The sequence below is a fragment of the Psychromonas sp. SA13A genome, assembly GCF_011378715.1.
Lineage (GTDB): Bacteria > Pseudomonadota > Gammaproteobacteria > Enterobacterales > Psychromonadaceae > Psychromonas.
In genome coordinates this window covers 121,981-143,377 of record NZ_WTKU01000007.1, presented here as the reverse complement: position 1 = coordinate 143,377, position 21,397 = coordinate 121,981, and the positions used below count along the sequence as shown (strand labels likewise).

The following is a 21,397-nucleotide window of genomic DNA, read 5'->3' as shown; positions in this document are numbered from 1 at the left end:
GCTTTTTTACTATGTCGTTGAATAATTTCTAGATTTATTTTTTTAAGCTGTAATAACTAATTAAACATTTATTTTTGTTTATCAGTTAAATACAAGAAAAGGGCCAGTGATGATAAAAGCAATGCCGTGCTGGTAATGATCGCTACGGGATAATACAAGTTACCAGCTAAATCTAGTTGGCTATATTTAATAACCATGATCAAACCTTCTAAAGATAATGCCACGCATACAGTACCAATGAACCTTGGTAAGGTACCACGTAAAGTTTCAATTGCATTTTTATTATCATCTTCACCAGGCTCGGAGTACTCTTTATTAATAATGAGCGCAAGTTCAAATACGGCCAAAGCAATGATCCCAGTGTTAATACTTTTGAGCAGGATTTCAGTTAAATCAGATTGTGCTATCAAACCTTGTACTGCGTTCGTAAATAGTGAAATAACAAGAATAATAGCTAAACCAAAAAAGATGATGGTTAACGCTCTTGAGAAAAAGTTTCTCATAAAAGATGTAATTGAACTGTTCATTCGTTCCTCTAAAAATTATAAAAAAATGCTACATATACCCGTTGTAACCCAAGGTGCAAAAACAGCAAATCATGAGGCAAACAGGTTCTAGGCATAAAAATGACGTATAAAGGACATTACTCGATACGTTTATGCGGTCATAACCAAAATTAGGTTAGCATATTTACGTTGAGTTATTACAAATACACTTCAAATATGATTTGGTTTTATTTAACAATTAACAATTAACAATTAATTTTTATCATTGTTCAATGAGGGATACCACCTTCGGTTAACTTGATAGGATTAAGTAAAACCTCCAATTTATCTCTGGTAAGATCGGTGTGTTGTTCTGCTACATCAATAATTGGCCGCCCTTCTTGATAGGCTATTTTTGCAATCATCGCCGCTTTTTCGTAACCAATTAGCGAGTTTAACGCAGTTACCAATATTGGGTTTCGAGCTAATGTGTCGTTTATTTTTTGTGTATTAACCGTGAAGGTTTTAATCGCTTTATCTGCTAATAACACACTGACATTTGATAAAAGGTCGATACTGGACATTAGATTATGAGCAATTAGGGGTAACATTACATTTAATTCAAAATTCCCTGATTGCCCAGCAATGGTTATAGCTGCATCATGGCCGATCACTTGCGCACCGACCATACATGCAGATTCAGGGATCACAGGGTTAACTTTACCGGGCATAATAGAAGAACCAGGCTGTAATGCTTCAAGTTTAATTTCACCCAATCCAGCTAAAGGTCCCGAATTCATCCAGCGCAAATCATTGGAAATTTTAATAATAGATACCGCAGTTGTTTTAAGTTGTCCTGATAATGCAACGGCAGTATCCTGAGTACCGATTGCAGCAAAAAAATCATTGCTAGGTTTGAATGTAATTCCAGTTATATCTGACAGAGCGGTATTAAATACTTTAGCAAAAGCAGGATCAGCATTGATACCCGTTCCGACGGCCGTTCCACCTTGAGCTAAACGTTGAATACTCGGTTGTAACAACTTTAAATGCTTAATGTTTTGCTCTATTTGCGTTGCCCAACTATTTAAGCTTTGGCTAAAACGTATCGGCATTGCATCCATTAAATGCGTACGTCCATTCTTAGTGTAGGCATCAAGTTCTTGCGCTTTAATATGAATAGTACCAGATAATGATTTTAACGCAGGAATAAGGTTATTATGCAATGCAATTGATGCACTAACATGGATAGCTGTTGGTATCACATCATTACTACTTTGGCCAAAATTAACATGGTCATTTGCATGTATTTTTTCGCCACAAATTTTACTCGCTACATTTGCAATGACTTCATTAGCATTCATATTAGTACTAGTACCTGACCCTGTTTGATAAATATCAACGGGAAAATGGTCCATTAAATTTTCACCTGCTAATAACTTATCAATAGCGAGGTTAATGGCTTCACCTTTCTCTTTAGATAAATGCCCTAACGTCATATTTGCAGTCGCAGCTGCAGACTTAATTAATAACAAAGCTCTAATAAATGATTCCGGTAATTTAAGGCCACTTACAGGGAAATTATTAATTGCTCGTTGTGTTTGCGCTCCATATAAAGCATTAATATCAACTTCAAGCTCTCCCATACTGTCACGTTCTGTGCGCGTTTTTTTCATGTTCTTTCCCCCTATTAGCTAACTGTGTTATCTATATAAGCAATCAAAACTAGTTAAACACTATCATAATGCGGTTAGTGAGTAACAACAAAAATCCTACTGCTATAAAAAAGGGGGTGATTCAACATTAAAGCGTAGCAATTTCATTGCACTTAATTAAATGGTCAAAAAATTCGAAGGAGAAATTAATGAGGGCAAGGCGTTTGATTAAGTAATAGCTAGCTATTGTGAAATTAGTTTTATACCGTTAAAGGCAAATTAATCAATCAGAGTAGATATTGCTAGAGAGGGTTTACCACGGCCGCACATTTTTATTGCAGTCTCTTTTTATTACAGGGGCAATTAAGGAGCTGTATCAATTCTCGAATACTCGATGAATTCATAAAATAAAAAAACCGAAGCGATTAAGCTTCGGTTGTTAATGTTGGGTTTTAAACTCTGATTAGTTCAATGTAACACCAGCAAAGTTAAAGGCGCTGTAACCACCTATCGTACCTACTGGGTGAATATCAATATCTAATTCACCTTCAAATTCAACGTCTACCTGCATATATTTCCAAGAATAACCTGAACTTAACTCGATAATCTCGCTTACTCCGTTAATCACAACTTCAACAGCAGCAGTTTCTCTAGTCCAAGCACCCGCTGAAAAGTATAGAGAAGCTACATTAACTTGAGACTCACCACTTTTAAGTTTAAGTGCAACGCCATTCTCTTCCTTCCAACTCATACTTTGGTAACCAATAACGCTATTTCCATCTTGGTCAGTAAAGTTATAACTTTTCGATTTAGGTGTTGTTTTACCGTAATATGAAATAGAATCAACTTTTGCGTCAGTAGATAAGTTGTTTCCTGAATTCAGGTTGTATGCCATAAACTCTGTATCTGTAACATCAATTGTATAGCCTGCTTTGGTATCAACAGAAAGAAGCGCCGCATATTTTACAGCCTCTACAGCTTCAACTTCTTCTACAGCTGTTATTGCATTGTTTAATACAATACCTGCAAACATTACTGAACTATAACCACCTACGTCGCTATCGGTGCTAATAGAAACGGGTGCTGAACCGTCATATGTAATAGAAACAGAGAAGTACTGCCAAGCGTAACCTTTTGGTAACGTAATCGTTTCTACTTCATTACCAACAGTGACAATTACACTTGAAGCATAGCTGCTCCACACACCTGCTTGCATATATAAAGTTGCATTTTGTTCTTGGCCATTCCCTACTAAATCAAATGATAATTGATTTTCTGTATTAAATTTCATTGAAGCATAGCCATTAGTCAACTCAGTTCCATCCTGCTGAAAACTAAAGTAGTTACGGTCCTTGTAACCGACTTTACCTGCATTAACTGAAAATTGACTATTTGCAATGCTATCGTCGCTATATTCTTCGTTATAAGCAGCTTCACTTCTAAATGAATATAACTCTTTTTCACCCACTTCAATGATACTTGGTTTACTTGTAAACTCATGTGAGATGGCGATGTCAGTCGCTGTGTAAATGATACCTGTATCTGCTGGAGTATCTGTTTCAATTGGAGTTGTAGTATCTGCTGGTGTAGTTGGTTCTACTGGCGTTTCTGAGCTTGCAACTTCATAGACTTCTAAACATGATTCATCAGAAGTACTTTGTCCTGCTTGATTAAATGCAGCAATGCGGTAGCAGTAAGTTTGATTAACAATAACGTTAGAATCTGTAAAATTGCTAGCGTTAGCTGGAAGAGTAGAAACAATCTCAAATAGGTCACTTTCTTGAATTCTTTTTTCAATAATGAAGCCATCTTCATTAGTAGAGTTATCGGTCCAATTTATTTTTAGGTTTTCAGCAGAAGCCATTGAGCTACCTGCTAAAAGTGAAAATAAAACAAGAGATGATTTTTTTACGCTAAAAAGGTGCTGATTCATTTTTGCCTCCACAAAAGTGATCATTCAGCGTCCAGTGACATTGTATTATATGTTTAAAAAAGTGGAGGGATAATATTTACCGCCTCGGTAACCCCGCTGCCATAGACAATTAATTGTCCACAGGCCGGTGGTTTTGCGTCCTAAAGTTTCCCTTAGTTTGCCTTTTTCTAGCTACAATATGTAAACATCTAAATGAGAAAAGTTTATAAGTATTCGGTAAATCTTTACCGCCCAGAAAATATAGAACAGAAAAAAAATAATACCAAAGGAATAGACAAATATTTTCAACTTTTATTTTATTTATCGCAAAATCAATATGTTAACATTTAATTTATTTTTGGATTAAAAATCAACTAATCAAATATGTAGTAAATAAAATGATACAAATCAATTTACCGCCTTGGAGCAACCAATTCACTTTTCGTGATGCGCATATATATTTGCTTCATTTAAGGAACTTCGATCAAAGAATGGAGTTGAATAGAACAATTAAAGAAGGTGTTGAAGGGCTAAATTGAAATCTTAAGCAGTTAACAAGCGAGACAAATACTCAGCTTGTTAACTTATGGCTAAAAAACTATTCAGAAAGTGCCATTGATGCCATTTTCATGGTGTTTTCAAAAGATTCACAACCAGCAATGAATAAACCATTATGGCAAAACATAGCGTCTGTCAGGCCTGTTTCTTGTTGTAATGCTTCATCCGATAAACCAGCCCATGACTTAGGTAGCGACTTCCTATCTTCAAAAGAACCAAGTTCAACAGGAACAGTTTGAATTCTCCAATGTCCCGATTGAGATGGATAAACCATAAACAATGCTTCTTTAGACAAATTAAGCACCGTTCTTTTCCATGGCGTATATTGTTGCAGTACAATAAGGCGGGGATCTGCTGCTTCGGTAATAGCTTTCGCAACAATAGCTTTAGCGCTTATTCCACCATTAGCAGAGGCAATAAAACGAGATAGAACGACGTGAGCAAACTCTACCGCTTGGTCAAAACAGCTATCAAAATCACCATCTTCTTGCCAGGTAGGGTTAAACATCGAAATAGTTTGGCTTAAACTAATGCCTTGAGCAACCCCTTCTACATGTCCACAATCTATTGCATCAATAGTAGAAACTAAACCGGCATCCACTGAATTTGCAACATCTTGATCATTATTACAAATCGTTAGCCCATACTTTTTCCAAATTAGGCCAAATGATGAATATGGAATACCATTTTCACGCTCCCCGGCTCCACCGCGTTGATGATGGTCAAAGCGCCCTTCTTCTGGGTCATATTCGCCACCCACATCAATCACTAAATCAGCCTCTTGAATTACATCTAAGTTACGTGTTCTTACTAGTTCAAAAGTTGGAAAGATATATTTAAGGGCTGCGATACTGAACACATCGTCCGCATGAAAGTTACCATTGTGCGTTGCTATCGTTATATTTTTCATAGTTGTTTTCATTATTTATTATAGAAGAAAAAGGATAAGAAAGCATCAAATAATAACGCTTTAAATTCTGATATTTTTATTGCAAGTTATTCAAAAATAAAGGCGGGATTCTACACTAAACTCGCTCATAAAAATAGGTTGAAATCTTTTTATTAACCCTGCGCAGATAGTATCTGCTGTTCCTTGATTCCCAAAAGCAATTGTAACCATGAGATTAAATTGTTATCGATTTTAATAAGTAAAATACCACGATCAAAACTGCTACTTACATTTGTCATACAAAATATAGTAAAAACGAGAAGTGAAGTATATTTTTAGCCTGTATATACCTGTTAAACCTAGGTAAGATAGGTAAGATGGGTACCTTAATTTTATCAAGGAGTTACAAATGAACATGTTGGATGAAGTAATAAATATTTTGACCTATTACCATGGTGAAAATAATTTTAATATGAATCCTCTTGTGCCACAAGAAATCGAGCATTATGCACGCGCTGTTTTAGATATTCCTGACCAAGAATATATCTTAGCCGCAATGCGTACCTCATTTACTCAGTTTCATAGGGGGTTAATCATTGGTAAAGATGCAATATATTGGCGCAATGACCATAAAATACTTACCACCGTTAATCAATTAAGTTGGAAAGAACTCAGCCAGCAAAGAAAAGATTTCCGTGCCCGTAGGCGGATTGTGGAATTAGGTAATGGTGCAGTGTTTGATAATATAGGTTCACTCAATAAAACCAGTACTATCATCAATATACTGGATTTATTAATCGATAAATATGATCAGCAAGAGAATGATAGTAATGGGTTCATTTTTGACGAAGACAGTTTATCAAAATTGATAAAATCTATTCCAGACAATAAAGCCGCCATTAAAGCTGAAAGTGCAGATAGCGCCTCAAATGCTGAAACAATTAGTTTTGCCTCCATCATTTCAAGCATGTTTAAAAAACTACTAGGTCGTTAGTACATAACTTGATAGTCCGCCTACTATTTTTACTATGCCTAATATAGATAGTCACGCGTTAAACACGGTTCCTTAACAGTTATTAGTTTGCTAAAAATAGCGGTCATGTCAATGTAATGAATGCATTAAATCGCATTGACTCAATATAGACCTTACATTTTTCCTTATACTGAATATCCACAGTACTAGGAATGCACGCACTGTAATATTTGCTTTTATTAAATAATAAATGTGTTGTTATTACTTGAATTCAATAAATTAAAAAAATAAACCATGTGCGCCAGCTACACCACAAAAAACAGCAATTAAACTAACTGAAAGCAATATAGTATGCATCAACTGTAAATAGAAAAATGCTTTTTCAGTATTCTTTTCAGCTTGTTGATGAAACCACCGATGTAAAATAAGCGGCTCCAAGAGAAACAATACTAAGGTAAAAATAAACCAGACAAAAATCATAATATGAATCCACCAGTTCATTGTTGACCATGCATTCATCACATCTAGCATGTAAAAACCGGAAATACCTGTTATAACCGTTGTTAATTTAGCCTGAAAGCCAAACTTACCCTCAAGCATTTCAAATAGATGCAATTTATTATCGATAGACTTTGCACTACGGATAGATGGAATCAAAACCGTAGTAACAAATGCAACACCACCAATCCACATTACAATTGCAACAATATGCAATGCTCTTGCAATGATAAAATTATTGTACTCCATGACGATCTCCTAAAAGCTGTAAGTTATAATCGTTTTTATTTAGGCAAATATAACAAAAACTGCTTTTTAATCAATTGACTAAGTAACGTATCATTGATTAAAAACAAACTTATGGTCAATACAGGATCTGAACTCAAGTAATAAGATAAATGAAGTTTTATTTTTATACTTGGTTAGGCTCTATTGACCATCAGGTTTATTTGTAAAGAACGATAGGTTTTCCGGACACATGTGAGCATATAAAGTTGACCTTATATCGCAAGTCAATCACTTAAGTGGACAAAGATTCTATATAAGTAATGAAGAAATTATTATTTTTCATAACAATTGTTTATAACTAGGTTGAGCTTTTGACTTGTTTAATTCATGCAATATTTTTATCTTGTTCTTATTTCAATTCAAAGAAGTAACTATTGATTCTGTTATAATAAATGTTGAAAACTATAAATAATAAGTTGTAACTCATGATATGGGGTATCAACATTGCGCTATTCAACAACGAGTTGTAAATACTGCTTTACTAGAACTTAAATTAACAGGAAAAATTATGATTAAAAATTTAATAGTTGTTGCCATGATAACTTTGGTATCAGGATGTTCAACATTAACAGAAGGTCTTTTTAAACAACCACAAGTAGGTTACAAATCAATTGCACTAGGTGAAGTATCAATGGATCGTATTGAACTGAACCCTACATTTACTATTACCAACGAGAATGGTTATCCTATTCCTGTGAATTCCATTAGCTATGAACTTTCACTGAATAATGAAAAAATGTTGAATGGTGAAACCGATGCGATAGGCACTTTACCTGCAAATGGTGATAAAGATGTCAGTCTTTCGATTGCACTTACTCAAGAAACGCTAACATCCTTACAGCAGTTATTATTTAAAAATAGAAAATTAGATTATCAAGTGAAAGGTAATGTAAATACTCTCGGTCTACCAATTCCATTTGAAAAATCTGCGACTTTATATATACCAGAAGTAACTATTGCAGATATGAAAGTGGTTAACGCTAGCTTTTCACAATTAGACATTGTTTTAAGTGTTGATGTAGACAACCAAAATGATTTCAATTTACCACTTGATGACCTAACATATTCAGTGTCTTCAAAGGGTAATGATCTTTTTAAAGGCGCACTAACGAGTCAAAAAATTAGTACTGGTAAAAGCAGCTTACAACTACCACTAAGTATCAAACCAAGTGATATGTTTAGCAATGTATTTTCTATGCTGACGAATCCAGATTTACCGTTACACTTTGAAATTAGCTCGCCGTTGTTTACTAAATCTTATGATCAAACAATCAATCTTAGTAGTCTTTTAAAGTAGCAGTCTTTTAAAGTAGCAGCCTTTTAAATTAATTTAGAAGATTGGTGTCATTTTTGATGACACCTTATAAAAAGGTATTGATCATTAATATTCATCGTAGATCCTTGCGATGAATATTATTTTTAACGGATTTTATTTTTCAAATAGCCAATTAATCTTAATCAGCTTTTAGTTGTTTCTTTTCCCTCAATAACTTTGATATCCTTTAATTGCTGTTCAGTTAGGCATTCATCAGTATCGGAACACAGATAGATACGGCTAGAAGAAAATGGGGTTAAAGGGAGTACAGAATTAAGACTTATATCATCCTCTTGCTCACATTGCATTTTCGGATCATCACCTAATTTATTTAATATACGTAATGACCAACACCATGCAATTAAACCGAACAATATAGACCCAACGGCCTGCCCAGCAACAACACCTAACGCACCAAACCATTGTCCTCCAAAATAAACAAATGGAATAGTACCTATTGTTGCCTTGCCTATATTCATCATTGTCGATGTACTAGGAAAGCCTAAATTATTAAATGTTGCATTAGCAATAAAGATTAGGCCGTTAAAAACAAACACAATAGATAGCCATGTACAATAGAAACGAATCATCTCTTCGGCATCGCCCTGCGCACCAAAAATAGAGATTATTTGATTTTGTATCAGGAAAATAATCAAGGCGACAATAATTACGTATGCAGCTGTAAACTCGATAGCTCGTTTGCTAGTTAGGCGAACTCTATCATATAACAAGGCACCAAAATTTTGTCCGATAATCGGGCCAACAGCACCGGAAATGGAAAAGATCATTCCAAATGCAACCGGTAATAAACGCCCTATTACTGCCCATCCAGCAACAAATCCATCTCCGAATCCAGCAATCATCATAGTGACATAAGCATTACCAATAGGCGTGGCAATATTGGTACTCATTGCAGGAATGGCAACATTGAAAATTTCTTTTTGATCAGCTAACCAATGTTTAATATTAAATGTGCCCATTAGTTTATGTACTTTAGTCACCCCATAAATGGCAACAAAAGCAACAGCAAAGCGAGCGATAACTGAAGCAATAGCTGCACCATGTAAGCCCAAATCAAAGGTAAATATAAATAATGGATCTAACAGTGCATTAACACCTCCACCAGCTAACGTTGTATACATTGCAAGTTTCGCATCTCCTACCGAACGTAAAGCGGCACCGGCATTCATCCCCAAACATAAAATAGGCAGTGACGGTAATAATATGCGTAAATATTCAACCGCTAATTGATGTGTTTCTCCCTTTGCGCCAATTAAACTCACTAATTCTGGCGTGAAGTACCAAGTTACTGCTGCCACTAATGCACTGATAATGAACCCTGTACCAAGTATGTTAATGACTAATCGTCGTGCCTTTTCTCGATCTTGCTGCCCGATAGCTTTTGATACCAAAGCCGACATTGCAATTGATAAACCAATACTGATAGAAGTTGTGAAAAATGCAATTGTACCGGCATAACCAACCGCTGCGGCAAGTTCGGTTTCACCTAACAAACTGATAAAGAAAAGGTCCGCTAAATCAACCAAAAATAATGCTGTTAATCCAATTGCATTAGTGGATGACATAACAATAATATGGTTAAAAATATTACCTGTAACAAACTTACCTTTTACCATTTGCGCACTACCATTTAAGAATGAATTTAATAAAACAATTTAAAGAAATGCTATTACAGCACTTTTAATGTTGTATTTGAATGAATAGATAACAATTAAAGTGCTGAGCATAGAAGACAAAGACGGTAATTATCGCAATTTAATTAAATATTAGAGCAAATACTAGGCATAAACAGTGTAGGATTTTTATCTTTTATATAAAAACATAAATGCAGAAGTGATAAATTTAAGCAACAAAATTGATAAGATCTTTAACGGATTTGATATAACTTATAAGTACACTTTTATTCAGAATCTTAGATTCAAATAATAAGTAACAAGTATCTAAATCATCTATAAAGAGTGAAATGAAGAATGAGAAATTATCATAGCTAGTCCAAAGCAATTTAAAATATAAAGCCAGTAAAGGTACTGGCTTTATGTTCATTATTAGTAAAATATTCAATATTAGTTAAATAATCAATAGTTAAACGTTATCAAAAATTAAGACCCTGTAATGATTAATAGGGTCTTATTTACAGATTCATTATTTACAAAGTCGATTGTTACTATTTATATTGATCATGTGATGCTTTAATTTTGTAGAATGTTGCTTGAACATAATCTTCTGGGTCACCACTATTATTTTGGTTATATGCCCCTACTTTAAAGTACATGTAACGACCACCTTGGTCATAACCACTTTTGCTCATATCAACAACTTGAACTGCATCTTCTTTTCCATCACGTTTTACTGTCACCGTCATGGTATTACCTTCAACTTTGATTTGGTACGAGAATACTTCACCTAACGCAATACCATCGTCAACTTCACCACTTAAATCACCTACTAAACTAAAGTAATTATCTGAACCTTCCAAGGTATTTTCATGTGCAAAGTAAACAGAACCAGTATCTCTGTTTGGTAATTTACGGTAGTAAAGACGAATAGGTTCATCATCTTGATCATGGATTTGACCGATAATAAAACGACCTACTTGGCCTAATTCACCTGTTGAAGTGGTACTATCAACTTTCATTGTGACATCTAACACACCGTCTACACCGCCAGCGGCTTTAAGATCAGCTTCTGGTGCACTGCCAAATACCCAGTTGTTTTTGTTAACACCTTTGGTAGAAATAGATTTATCTCCTCGGCGTAACATTTCGCGCAACTCTGTACGAGTGTATTTAGTATTTTTAGACGTACGAGTACCTTTAACAAAAGTTTTAATCACTAAACCGCCATCATCCGCAGTATAAAAAAGTTCAGGTTGTTCATAACCTTGGTTTAAATACCACTCATTAACGTCGTCAGGTTTTCCATTTTTATCATGGTCAAAGGGTTGTGATAAATACCAAGTGGTTAAATCGAAGTTTTCTCCAGGTTTGTTACCCGCTAATGGCACGGCTGGAATAGTCGGTGATTTTAACGGTACATCCCACCATACTTTTTTACTACAATCAGAGATGGCTGAATCACATTTTAATGGCACGTGCGTACCAAAATCTCCCAATCGTAATGCTTTCATTTTTGCTTTTTCTTTCGCTTTTTTGGCTTTTGCAGCCTTATCTAAAATTTTGTTTTCAGCTTCATTAGCAGCAATTACATCAGGTGTAATAAACTCATTAGCAAGACATGTATTCACAGCACAATTTACCGCATAAAATTCAGTAACGCTGTTCCACATGTTTTTAGTATTACCATGGCCAACATACTTAACATAACGGGCTTTTACTGCTGTAAATGGAAAACGCTCTATCGAAGTAACTTTACCCGATGATTTAACACCTTCTAGCACCGTTTTCCATGTACTCCCATCTTCACTGACCAAAATATCGAAGTTACTAGAACGCTGATGGCCTTTAGAAAAAGCAATACGCACTGCATCAAATTCTGCCACTTGACCATAATCAAGCACAGCCCAAGAATTATCACCACTAGCAGACCAACGCGTTGAAATATCACCATCAATTAAACGATCTGGGCCGTTGCCATCATGCACACTTGATTCAGTTGCTACCACAGATAGCGGTGCCTGTGTACCAGCAAGGTTAATTGGACCTGTTAGTGCATTATCCGTTGTCGCACAACCAGACAATGCGATAGCAATAGAAGTACTTAGTACAAAACTCAATTTTCCGTTTTTCATTGTATCCCTCATTTTCTTATCTTTTAATAATTAAATAATACTTTTAAATTAGATTATGTATTTACTCTGTCATACTTAAAGTTGATCATTCTATTGGATTTTATTTTTCAACAACTAGCGTACCGCAAGATTTTATACACAGCATTGTTGTTTGTTAGAAAGTCTTAACTAGATCTCAATTTAGAGATTCAAAGGGTAAAGAAGTTAGACTAGCACCTCACAAAACTCAATAAATACAGCATTCCACATAAGATAAAAACAAATTTTCAAATATTATCACTTGAAAAGTGATCATTAAAATTACATTAATTATAATCAATTTATGAATTAAAAATAGATAATATCTATCATTCAATAAGGAGTAATAATTAATATGATAATCCATAAAATGATACTTTAGTTGATACAACTGTCATCTAATGCAAATAAAAAAAACTTTATTTGTAATACTAATAAGGGTTTTTGTTTGTAATTAATTATTGAAGGTAAGTATTAAAGTTAAGTACTAAGGTTAACTAATGAGGGTAAGTAATAAAGTTATTAAACGAGGTTGGTTGTACATTAACGGCTATTGAGAATTACATTATTATTAAATATATGCCCTGACTTTACCAACCAAGGAACATTGAGTTGAAAAATTTACCCACATATTTTGTTATGCTTTGTAATTAAAAAGATAGCAAAATTCATTAATATAAACTTCCTCACGTTTTATCTTGTTTTGCTAGTGAACAATCGCCAACAGCGATGAACGATCAAAAGTAACCGATTAACAATCACTAGTTAAAAATGACTCGTTAATAAAGAGACCATTCTTCGACTTTCTAGGAACTAATAACCGTTTAGTAACAACCCTTATTTTTCAATAAAAAGGAATATACTTTGAACAAAACACTTCTCGCCGTAATGATTTCATCAGCATTCGCAATGTCAGGATGTCAGTCTTTAGATAATACCTATTCTGCACAATTACGTGTACTTGAAACCTCCGATATTCATGCCAATGTCATGGATTATGATTACTATCAAACCAAACAAGATATCACCATTGGTTTAGCTCGCACAGCAAGCCTAATCAAAGCCGCACGTGCAGAGTCTGAAAATACCTTGCTTGTGGATAATGGAGACCTTTTACAAGGCAGCCCGATGGGGGACTATATTGCCAGTGAATTTAAAAAAGGTAATGAGTTCTCCACCCACCCTACTCACAAAGCTATGAATTTATTGAATTACGAGGTCGGTAATATTGGTAATCATGAGTTTAACTACGGTCTCAACTTTCTAAACAAAGCAATTAACAAAGCAAATTTCCCTTACATTAACGCAAACGTTTATTGTGAATCCGATTGTTGGGAGGGTAAAAAAACAGGTGATAACCTTTTTACTCCTTTCATAATCAAAAAGACTCCTATTATCGATGTTCAAGGTATTGAAAGAACTATTAACATCGGTTACATCGGCTTTGTTCCTCCTCAAATATTACAATGGGATAAACAAAATCTTGAAGGTAAAGTAACAGTAAAAGGGATCGTAGAATCGGCTGAAAAGTTCATTCCCGAAATGAAAGCACAAGGTGCTGACATTATTATCGCTATTCCTCACTCAGGTATTGGTTCCAGCGAAAATCCAAGTGATATTCATGCTGAAAATGCAACCTACGCATTAACCACCGTAAAAGGCATTGATGCAATTATGTTTGGGCATAGTCACTCTGTTTTTCCAAGTCAACAATTTGCTGATTTACCTAACGTAGACATTACTAAAGGCCTCATTAATGGTGTACCTGCGGTAATGCCTGGTCGATGGGGTGATAACCTAGGGGTGATTGATTTTGATCTACAATACAGTAATCAAACTTGGTCAATTAAAAGTGCTAAATCAGAATCACGCCAAATCTATCAACGTAATGAAGCGGGGAGTAAAGTAGCAGTTGTAGAGGCTGATAAAGCTATCCATGATGCTGTTGCTGATGAACATAAAGGTACTTTAGCCTTTGTAAATGCACCCATTGGTAAAGCCACCAGTGATATGTATAGCTTTCTAACCTTGGTGCAAGATGATCCAACAGTGCAAATTGTATCAAATGCGCAACTACAATATGTTAAGGATCAAGTCGCTGCATCAGATAACAGTTCGCTTAAAGGATTGCCTATATTATCTGCGGCGGCACCATTTAAAGCCGGTGGCCGTCATAGTGCTGCTTCAGATGGTGATGCTTTTGTACAAGTGCCAAAGGGAGCATTGACCTATAAAAATGCAGCGGATTTATATCTGTATCCTAATACCGTGGTAGCACTTAAAATTACAGGGGCTCAATTAAAAGATTGGTTAGAATGCAGCGCCAATCAATTTAATCAAATCGACAAACACAGTAGCTCGCCGCAATATTTAATTAACTGGAAAGATCACCGTACCTATAACTTCGACGTGATCGATGGTGTCACCTACAAAATAGATGTCACCCAAGCCAGTAAGTTTGACAGTAATTGTACAGTGATTGACCCTACGGCTGAAAGAATTGTTGGGCTGACTTACACGGATCAGCAAGGCAAAAAGATAACGGGTGAGCAATTAGAAAAACAACAGTTTATTGTCGGTACCAATAACTACAGAGCCTTTGGTGGGAAATTTGCTGGTACAGGTGCTAACTATGTTGTAATGGAACAACCCGATACCAACCGCGATGTGCTTGCCGCTTATATCACTTCACAAACCAATACTCAGGGTGCGGTTAATCCTTCAGCTGACAATAACTGGGATTTTGTAGATATTATAACGCCTACAAAACTTGATATTCGCTTTGAAACTCAAGACAGTGAAACGGCGGATCACTTCATCAAAACCTATGCTCAACGTTCACTCACTAAAAGAGCAAAACAAGACGAACTAGGTTTTGCGGTCTACAATATCCAACTGAGTAAAAAAGCGCAGTAAAGTATCAGCTATAGCAATTACTATTTAAGGTACTAAATCATGCTCTAACTGAGTAATGGCTTTAGGTTGATAAGTCATTAGATGAGTAACGGAAAGTCATTTCCGTTACTCATTCTATTAAATCTGCTATCAAGTGTCTGAGTAAACATTGCAGAGTACAAATTCAATTGATTTGTATCTGGATACTCGTGAATTGATAGTGCCCTTTCCACAGCGTCTAACTCCAATAAATTCATTAAAAGCAATAATCAATTATAAATAGCAATCACCTATTTCAAGTAATAATCTATTGTAGATAGCGATCTATTATTAGTACAAACCACCTTCGGCCTTTTATTCGTCATTCCACCTACCATATAAATGTTTATCGATGGGAGATGACTTACGTGTTTAAAAAATAGTAAAGCTCACATATTTACTTGTTCCTAAGCCTTCAATAAGTGATACAAACAACATTTTCAATTTTTTGCATCATATATCCCCCCTTCTACACCTCCTCAATATTAGCTAACAATGGAGGAGGTCCACCAATTAAAATCCCAATAACATAATGCCTGATACAAGGAAGATGAAGTAACAGTACTTATGACTTGATCCACTTCACTAAGGGAGCTAATCAGCGCTTTCTTTACGATCAAAAAAAGTCGTGCTCTTTACTTCATTCAATATTTATTTATGCCAATGGGACATCTATATGAAATTTAAACTCAGTACGTTAGCACGCTATACAATGCCTTTATTAATAGCTTCAACACTGACAGCATGTATCGAGAGTAGTAACTCCACGGATAAAATACCTATTGAAAAAGATCCAATTGATCAAACGTCTATAGACGCAATTAAAGCAAAGGAAAATGAGGCGGTAATCTATGTCATGTCGGACACAGTAAATCGCTTAGATACCACGCTACACGTCTGGAATAATGAGGCTTGTAGTGCCCTTGATGGTGAGAACATTCAAGGATTTGAAATTTGGGATCAAGGTGTTGCTGCAACCGGTGAAGATGAAAACGGTGTCTATTGGGTTTTGCCATTATCAAAACAAACCGCACAAGATTGCGTTAATTTTATTGTCAGAGCGAATGGTAGCCAATCAGCTGACTTAACATTATCTTTTGCCAGTATTGCAGATCGTCAAGGTTTTGTAAGCGCGGATTTAACCACAATTTTAGATGATCCCAACGATACTATTACTGCAAAATTAGAAGATCTAAAAGGTGCATTGATTAATGCTAACACTATCGCATGGGAAGTCGGTGACGCCGCTTCTTATGAATTGCATTACCTCGCCGATGGTGGCTTTAGCATCGACAATGCGAGTGGTGAAATAAAGTCATCAACCATCGCCATGACATTAACAGAAAATGCGCAGCTACCTGCTAATGCAAGTAAGCGCTATAACAATTACCGTGCATTTGAATTTACTATTCCAGATGAGATAACTTTGCCCATTGACACGTTAGTGTCAGGTCAATTAGTGCTCGTTGCTAAAAATACCAAAGGCACAATCCTTGAAGTTACAGGCGTACAACTTGCACCTGCATTAGATGCAATTTATGCCACGGGCGATACTGGTGCACAAACCGAACAATTAGGTGCCATCGTCAATGGTGATAGTACAACATTTAAACTATGGGCTCCAACAGCAAAAGAAGTATCACTCTACCTATATGATCAAAATTTCGTTCAAGTCGGTCAAGCTATATCAATGACACGAAAAGGCAATGGCACATGGACTACAGATGACATCTCCAATACCCTTGGCCTTTATTATCGTTATCAAGTCAGTGTTTATCATGCTGCGTTAAATAGCGTTGAAACATTACAAGTGACGGACCCGTACTCACTGAGTTTATCGGCTAACAGCCACTATTCACAGATAGTTGATTTAGAAAACCAAGGTAAACCTAGCGGTTGGGATGCTCAATCTATTACATCTGTTGCAGAGCCAGAGCAGTTACTCATTTATGAAACACACCTTCGTGATTTAACCTCAGCAGTTGATGATGGCGGCACTGATGCATTAGACGGTAAATACCTTGCCATCACAGAGCAAGATAGAGCGAGTTATAAACAATTAGTATCACTGGCTGATAATGGAATGAATGTTATTCACTTGATGAATATGTTCGATATCGCCACGGTCAATGAAGATCCGGCACAGCAAGTTCAATTAGATGACACAGTCGCTAAATTATGTGAAATAAATGACTCTGCAGCGATTTGTAATCAAGGAATAAGCGGTTCAACAATACGGGATGTGCTTGCAGGATATGATCCTTCGACAGGAGATGCGCAAGCTTTACTCAACGACTTAAGGGCTTATGACAGTTTTAACTGGGGGTATGATCCTTTTCATTACACAACACCTGAAGGCAGTTATGCAACGAATGCAAACGGCATCACAAGGGTCAAAGAATATCGTACGTTGATTATGCAACTACATGAAATGGGTTATCGAGTAGTGATGGATGTTGTTTACAATCATACCAACTCAGCAGGCACTAATGATAAATCAGTATTGGATAAAATAGTACCGGGCTATTATCAACGCCTTAATGCAGCTGGCGCAATTGAAACCTCAACCTGTTGTTCGAATACAGCCACGGAACATATCATGATGGGCAAGCTAATGACTGACTCATTAGTTACTTGGGCAACGCAATACAAAATTGATGGTTTCCGTTTCGACTTAATGGGACATCAACCAAAACAGTTAATGATTGATTCACTTAATGCTGTTCAAGCCGTTGATCAAGATAATTACTTTTATGGTGAAGGTTGGAACTTTGGGGAAGTAGCTAATGATGCTTTATTCGTACAAGCTACACAGTCAAATATGGCGGGTACCGGCATTGGCACATTTTCAGACCGCTTACGTGATGCAGTTCGAGGAGGAGGCCCCTTCGATAGCGGAAATGATCTACGTAAAAACCAGGGATTTACCACCGCAGGATTATGGAATGAACTTCAAGAAGATCTTACTGCAGCTTCACTCAAGGTGAGAAAAGACGGAGATATGATCCGTTTAGGTATGGCAGGCAACCTCGCTAACTTTAAATTGATAGATCAAACGGGCGCAGTTAAACAAGGTAAGGAGATTGATTACAACGGTCAGCAAGCAGGTTATACCTTAGATCCGCAAGAAAACATATCCTATGTTTCAAAGCATGATAACCAAACACTTTGGGATAATAATATGTACAAAGTAGCATCACAGGTAACTTCTGAGCAACGAGCACAAATGCAAATATTATCACTCAGTATCAATGTGTTAGGTCAAGGAATTCCGTTTCTACACATGGGGTCTGAATTATTGCGCTCAAAATCAATGCAACGCGATAGTTATGATTCAGGCGACTGGTTTAATACAGTCAATTTCGATATGAGTAATAATAATTGGAATGTGGGTTTACCAAGACAAGATAAAGATGGTGATAACTGGCCATTAATTCATACAATCATTGAAGATCCTCAGGCTCAACCTACCAGTGCTGATATAAAATGGACCGATACACGATTTAAAGAACTTTTGAAAATTCGTACTAGTTCCCCTTTATTTAGCTTGACCACTGAAGAAGAAATACAAGCACGCGTTGATTTCCAAAATACAGGTTCAGATTCAATAACAGGATTAATAGTGATGAGTATTGATGATGGGACAACAGCAGGCATAGATTTAGACCCTAATATAGAAGCCATCGTGACTATTATTAATGCGACTAATGAACAACAGGTATTTCCCATTTCAGACGCTAATGGCTTTACATTACATCCTAACTTAGTCGACAGTAGTGCATCATTTATAGAAGGTACATTTACTGTACCGGCCTTATCGACTGCGGTATTTATTAAACCACAGGGCGAATCTCAAGGGTTGGGACTTTCTGTTAAACAAAAGTAGAAAACACATTATTTCGATTACGAATTTAAGCTTTTATTAAAAAATAGCCGCTTAGAGCAAAAAATATTAGTTTAAATTAAAAGGAGTAAACAATAATACTTTATAACCTATGCGAGTAGGTTATAAAGTATTGATAATAAATAAATTAAGCTTCACCACCTTAATGATGAGTTAATGATGAGTTAATGATTATTTAATATTAAGTACTTTTTCACTGGTTAAAAATAGTTCAAATATCAACTAAAAATTACCTAAAATCCTAGTCCATCTACTTCTACGCCCGCTTATTCAACCTACTAATATCAATCTCGGGTGGATTGCTTCCATTGTGCAACGTTTATAATAAGACATATTCTAATAAAAAAATGTACTGTTTTATTAATAAATAAATGTACTAAAAACAAATGTATTTAAAAATAATTGTACTGTTGTTCTGAAAATTATTTATGATGAACGGGAGTAAAATAAACTACATTAGATTTTTCATTTATATAAAAATAAAAAAATTAAGTGATTGAGTCTAGGTAGAGTTGAATTTTATTTAGGTTTTATTGCAATTAACTGCAATAGCCAAGGAGAACTAAAATGATGTATCACAGCAATAGGCATACAAGGGGATCAAATTTCGAGCAACCGGCATCGACATCCGATATACCAAGTTGTTTATCAAGCGCTAATGAACAAAGCATCACAACATTAACTGCACACAAACCACTAACAGAAAAGATACTGACGGGTAAAAATAAAATAGGAATAGCCAATGTTATTTTGCACGCATTTGATTGGTCTTATGCTGATGTAGCAAAGAATGCACAACTCATCAGCGAAATGGGTTATCACTCAGTATTAGTTTCACCTCCAATGAAATCTTTAAAACATAAAAATCGCACAGGTTGGTGGCAACGCTATCAACCGCAAGATTATCGTGTTATTGATAATCAACTCGGTAACACTATTGATTTTTCTGAAATGGTTAAACAGCTCGCCAAATATGACATTAATGTTTATGCAGATATCGTTTTCAATCATATGGCAAACGAAGCTTATAAACGTCCTGATTTACAATATCCAAGTACCGAAGACATGCAAGAATATGCAAAACACAAAAACGAATACCAATCGCTTCTGCTATTCGGCGATTTAACTAAACCACTTTTTTTAGAAGAACATTTTGTAGATGGGTTTGGAATTAAAGATTGGAAAAATTGCTGGGAAGTTCAAAATGGTAGAATAACTGGTGGAGGCGAAGACCCTGGCTTACCCACTTTACAGGTCTGTGATCATGTTATTAATCAGCAACAATCTTATCTTAAAGCACTTAAAAGACTTGGAGTAAAAGGTTTTAGGATTGATGCGGCAAAACATATGACTCTTGAGCACCTTAAGCGCGTTTGGACAGAAGAAATTACTGAAAACATGCACGTGTTTGGTGAAATTATTACCGATGGCGGCGCTACTGTTGAAGAATATAAAATATTCTTACAACCTTATCTTGAAAAAACAAATTTAGGGTCATATGACTTCCCATTATTTAATACCGTGTTTAAAGCATTTCAAGACAATGGAAATATTGAATCATTAATTGACCCATATTGTTATGGGCAAGCATTAGTAAATTTCAGAGCAATTACCTTCGTGATCACTCACGATATTCCCAACAATAATACATTTAAAAATTTGATACTTTCGGAAGAAGATGAGTGGTTAGCCTATGCATATATATTAGGCCGTGATGGCGGTGTTCCATTGATTTATACAGATTTAAATCCGAGTAAAATATTAAACAAGGAGGGTAATCCTCGTTGGGTCGATACCTGGAAGAATCTTCGCATGGAGAAAATGATTAAGTTCCATCATTATGTTCATGGCGAACCAATGTTCCCTATAATGACCAACCAAGACCTTCTGATTTTTGCACGAGGCGATAAAGGGATCGTTGCCATAAACAAATCCGATGCAGATACCTGTATCGATTTTCAATGGCATCGAACAATGCAAGATATATTAACCGAACAGCAGTTTAAAATTGAATCAGAAAAACTACACTTAATCTTAGAAGCAAATTCTTATTTAATGTTAATTTAATACCATCAAAGGCTATCTTGATAACCCCGTTAGCTTTCAAGGCTAAAGGGGTTATCTACTTATCAACTTAACCAACTACTAACTATCATGCTAACCGCTAACCGCTAACCATTAAAAGTCTTTACCTAGAGG

General features: G+C 35.7%; 12 protein-coding genes and 1 riboswitch. Of the genes, 5 read left to right on the top strand and 7 right to left on the bottom strand.

The window, feature by feature from the left end:
- Nucleotides 1–68: 68 nt before the first annotated feature.
- The 4 genes from GQR44_RS08840 to GQR44_RS08825 form a co-directional block, all read right to left on the bottom strand.
- A complete protein-coding gene (locus tag GQR44_RS08840; RefSeq protein WP_166371379.1) occupies nt 69–527 on the bottom strand; it encodes a hypothetical protein in 459 nt (152 codons plus the stop codon).
- A gap of 248 nt (nt 528–775) precedes the next feature.
- A complete protein-coding gene (locus GQR44_RS08835; protein WP_166371377.1) occupies nt 776–2,161 on the bottom strand; it encodes a class II fumarate hydratase in 1,386 nt (461 codons plus the stop codon).
- 442 nt (nt 2,162–2,603) lie between these two features.
- Nucleotides 2,604–4,073: a fibronectin type III domain-containing protein gene (locus tag GQR44_RS08830; protein ID WP_166371375.1), complete on the bottom strand. Its 1,470-nt coding sequence runs from the start codon at nt 4,071–4,073 to the stop codon at nt 2,604–2,606.
- A gap of 83 nt (nt 4,074–4,156) precedes the next feature.
- A riboswitch (cyclic di-GMP riboswitch) is annotated at nt 4,157–4,245 on the bottom strand.
- Nucleotides 4,246–4,650: 405 nt separating this feature from the next.
- Complete coding sequence (locus GQR44_RS08825; RefSeq protein WP_166371373.1) at nt 4,651–5,520, bottom strand: MYG1 family protein; 870 nt, start codon at nt 5,518–5,520, stop codon at nt 4,651–4,653.
- Nucleotides 5,521–5,908: 388 nt separating this feature from the next.
- Here GQR44_RS08825 and GQR44_RS08820 point away from each other — a divergent pair, with 388 nt between their 5' ends.
- Nucleotides 5,909–6,493, top strand: coding sequence for a hypothetical protein (locus GQR44_RS08820; protein WP_166371371.1), 585 nt, complete (start codon nt 5,909–5,911; stop codon nt 6,491–6,493).
- Nucleotides 6,494–6,751: 258 nt separating this feature from the next.
- On the opposite strand, the gene GQR44_RS08815 is transcribed toward GQR44_RS08820, so the two are convergent.
- On the bottom strand, nt 6,752–7,219 hold the full coding sequence (locus GQR44_RS08815; RefSeq protein ID WP_166371369.1) for a hypothetical protein: 468 nt from the start codon (nt 7,217–7,219) through the stop codon (nt 6,752–6,754).
- Nucleotides 7,220–7,766: 547 nt separating this feature from the next.
- Between GQR44_RS08815 and GQR44_RS08810 the strand changes: the two genes are divergently transcribed.
- Nucleotides 7,767–8,555 (top strand): LEA type 2 family protein, encoded by a 789-nt coding sequence (locus GQR44_RS08810; protein WP_166371367.1) that lies wholly within the window; start codon nt 7,767–7,769, stop codon nt 8,553–8,555.
- 161 nt (nt 8,556–8,716) lie between these two features.
- Here the strand turns inward: GQR44_RS08810 and GQR44_RS08805 are convergent, their stop codons facing one another.
- Both GQR44_RS08805 and GQR44_RS08800 read right to left on the bottom strand, forming a co-directional pair.
- Nucleotides 8,717–10,210: an MATE family efflux transporter gene (locus tag GQR44_RS08805; protein WP_166371365.1), complete on the bottom strand. Its 1,494-nt coding sequence runs from the start codon at nt 10,208–10,210 to the stop codon at nt 8,717–8,719.
- A gap of 548 nt (nt 10,211–10,758) precedes the next feature.
- Nucleotides 10,759–12,342, bottom strand: a complete 1,584-nt coding sequence (locus GQR44_RS08800; protein WP_166371363.1) for a polysaccharide lyase family 7 protein — start codon at nt 12,340–12,342, stop codon at nt 10,759–10,761.
- A gap of 882 nt (nt 12,343–13,224) precedes the next feature.
- Between GQR44_RS08800 and GQR44_RS08795 the strand changes: the two genes are divergently transcribed.
- The 3 genes from GQR44_RS08795 to GQR44_RS08785 all read left to right on the top strand — a co-directional run bounded on the left by GQR44_RS08795 (nt 13,225) and on the right by GQR44_RS08785 (nt 21,265).
- Nucleotides 13,225–15,276 carry a bifunctional 2',3'-cyclic-nucleotide 2'-phosphodiesterase/3'-nucleotidase gene (locus GQR44_RS08795; protein ID WP_277344366.1) on the top strand — a complete coding sequence of 684 codons (2,052 nt, stop codon included), beginning with the start codon at nt 13,225–13,227 and terminating at the stop codon, nt 15,274–15,276.
- 694 nt (nt 15,277–15,970) lie between these two features.
- Nucleotides 15,971–19,180, top strand: a complete 3,210-nt coding sequence (gene pulA / locus GQR44_RS08790; protein ID WP_166371361.1) for a pullulanase-type alpha-1,6-glucosidase — start codon at nt 15,971–15,973, stop codon at nt 19,178–19,180.
- 585 nt (nt 19,181–19,765) lie between these two features.
- Nucleotides 19,766–21,265, top strand: a complete 1,500-nt coding sequence (locus GQR44_RS08785) for an alpha-amylase family glycosyl hydrolase (RefSeq protein ID WP_205963012.1) — start codon at nt 19,766–19,768, stop codon at nt 21,263–21,265.
- The last annotated feature ends 132 nt before the right edge of the window (nt 21,266–21,397 follow it).

What these genes read in the sequence shown, in the direction of transcription:
- GQR44_RS08810 (WP_166371367.1), top strand. Translation starts at nt 7,767, where the DNA reads ATGATTAAAAATTTAATAGTTGTTGCCATGATAACTTTGGTATCAGGA.
- GQR44_RS08815 (WP_166371369.1), bottom strand. Translation starts at nt 7,219, where the DNA reads ATGGAGTACAATAATTTTATCATTGCAAGAGCATTGCATATTGTTGCA.
- GQR44_RS08825 (WP_166371373.1), bottom strand. Translation starts at nt 5,520, where the DNA reads ATGAAAAATATAACGATAGCAACGCACAATGGTAACTTTCATGCGGAC.
- GQR44_RS08785 (WP_205963012.1), top strand. Translation starts at nt 19,766, where the DNA reads ATGATGTATCACAGCAATAGGCATACAAGGGGATCAAATTTCGAGCAA.
- GQR44_RS08800 (WP_166371363.1), bottom strand. Translation starts at nt 12,342, where the DNA reads ATGAAAAACGGAAAATTGAGTTTTGTACTAAGTACTTCTATTGCTATC.
- GQR44_RS08840 (WP_166371379.1), bottom strand. Translation starts at nt 527, where the DNA reads ATGAACAGTTCAATTACATCTTTTATGAGAAACTTTTTCTCAAGAGCG.
- GQR44_RS08835 (WP_166371377.1), bottom strand. Translation starts at nt 2,161, where the DNA reads ATGAAAAAAACGCGCACAGAACGTGACAGTATGGGAGAGCTTGAAGTT.
- GQR44_RS08820 (WP_166371371.1), top strand. Translation starts at nt 5,909, where the DNA reads ATGAACATGTTGGATGAAGTAATAAATATTTTGACCTATTACCATGGT.
- GQR44_RS08805 (WP_166371365.1), bottom strand. Translation starts at nt 10,210, where the DNA reads ATGGTAAAAGGTAAGTTTGTTACAGGTAATATTTTTAACCATATTATT.
- pulA (WP_166371361.1), top strand. Translation starts at nt 15,971, where the DNA reads ATGAAATTTAAACTCAGTACGTTAGCACGCTATACAATGCCTTTATTA.
- GQR44_RS08830 (WP_166371375.1), bottom strand. Translation starts at nt 4,073, where the DNA reads ATGAATCAGCACCTTTTTAGCGTAAAAAAATCATCTCTTGTTTTATTT.